Genomic DNA, 1,636 nt, shown 5'->3' on the forward strand with positions numbered 1-1,636 from the left:
GCTCACTTAAATATGTTTTTCCGTTTTCCGCCTTCCATTGTATGATAAACTTCCAATGTCCTTTTGCCAGGTCTGTAGATCTCAGCATCACACTGGCGGCACTGTCAGTCTTAAAATTCATCATCTTGTCCATGCTTTTTTTTGCTGTACGCATTATTTTTAAGGTGCCAGCAGCTTGTGTCTTAAACGTTATTATTAAATTGTCACCTGAGAATTCTATATCAGGTGATGCATTATCTTTTATTACCTGCTCTTTTTGCCGGTATTGGTCATTGTACCTTAATCCTTTTTCATAATAATCGTTGTCCACCAAAGCGTCATTTTCACTACGCATCATTAGTACAGCCAGAATTACAATAAAGGCCATAAATGACAACATTCCAATAATTAATTTCGTTCCCCAATTCATATTCTTAATTGTTTGCAGGTGCTATAAAGGTAGTTTCAAACCGATCTACCACTTTCTTTTCAGATTGCAGTTTGAAACTGATCTTGGTTTTATATTTTCTGATTGTGCTTTGAGGCAGGATTACAAAAAAAGTTGCTTTGGTACTGCCTCCATATGCAATAGCATCGGGTTTTTGGATATACTGAATGCGTGCATGCTCATCATCGGGTATTATTTCAAATTCCACAATTTTATCCGTTTTGTTCACCATTTCTGCAGTGTACAGATTGCTTACAGTCTGGTCTTTGTCCCTGAGCTGGTATAATGTTCCGCTTGCGCGCAAAATGGTTGTCTGCACATCTGATCGTCTTATGATCATAAAGGACAGAACAATTATAAGGACTGTCAGTACAGCACTGTATGCGTATATTTTTTTGCTGATCTTAAAGGTGGTTTTTTGCTTGATCTCACTCTCAGATTTAAAGCCAATTAGTCTTAAAGGCCTGTTGATTTTCGTCATAACCATATCGCAGGCATCTATGCATGCGGTGCAGTTAACGCACTCCAACTGAGTACCGTTCCTGATATCTATGCCGGTAGGGCAAACCTGAACACATAATTTGCAATCAATGCAATCTCCAGATGGAGTATCCTGTCCCTTATTTATTTTTTTTCTGGGTTCACCACGCTCATAGTCATAGGCAACAATAATACTCTGGTTATCCAGCAAAACCCCTTGCAATCTGCCATAGGGGCATACTACTGTGCAAACCAGCTCCCTCATTCTGGAAAACACGAGATAAAATACGAATGAGAATAACCATATTGAAATAAATCCCGAGAGATGATCTTTTACGGGTTCAGTCACAATGCTGATCAGTTTGCCGGATCCGATCAGATAAGCAAGAAAAACATTTGAGATCAGAAATGAGATACAGAAAAAAAGAAAATGCTTTGACGTCTTTTTAAGGAACTTACTGAAGGTTAATGGTGCTGCATCGAGTTTTCTCTGCTGATTGTGATCTCCTTCTATCCAGTTTTCTATTTTTCTGAATACCATTTCCAGAAATATGGTCTGCGGGCAGGCCCATCCACAAAAGACCCTTCCGAATATTACTGTAAACAAAACAATGAATACTATAAAAATCAGAAGTGCAAAAGCAAACAGGTAAAAATCCTGAGGCCAGAATACAATTCCAAGAAAAACAAACTTCCTTTCTATTACGTTTAACAGCACAAGTTGTTCAC

General features: G+C 38.3%; 2 protein-coding genes. Both read right to left on the reverse strand.

Annotated elements, in window-relative coordinates; translation table 11 throughout:
• On the reverse strand, positions 1-409 hold a 409-nt coding region (locus tag AC1DG9_RS26770; RefSeq protein ID WP_477635658.1), incomplete at its 3' end, for a FixH family protein.
• 4 nt (positions 410-413) lie between these two features.
• The coding region (gene ccoG / locus AC1DG9_RS26775; protein ID WP_477635659.1) for a cytochrome c oxidase accessory protein CcoG at positions 414-1,636 on the reverse strand (1,223 nt) is incomplete at its 5' end.

This window comes from Pedobacter sp. 05L430, from assembly GCF_056397585.1.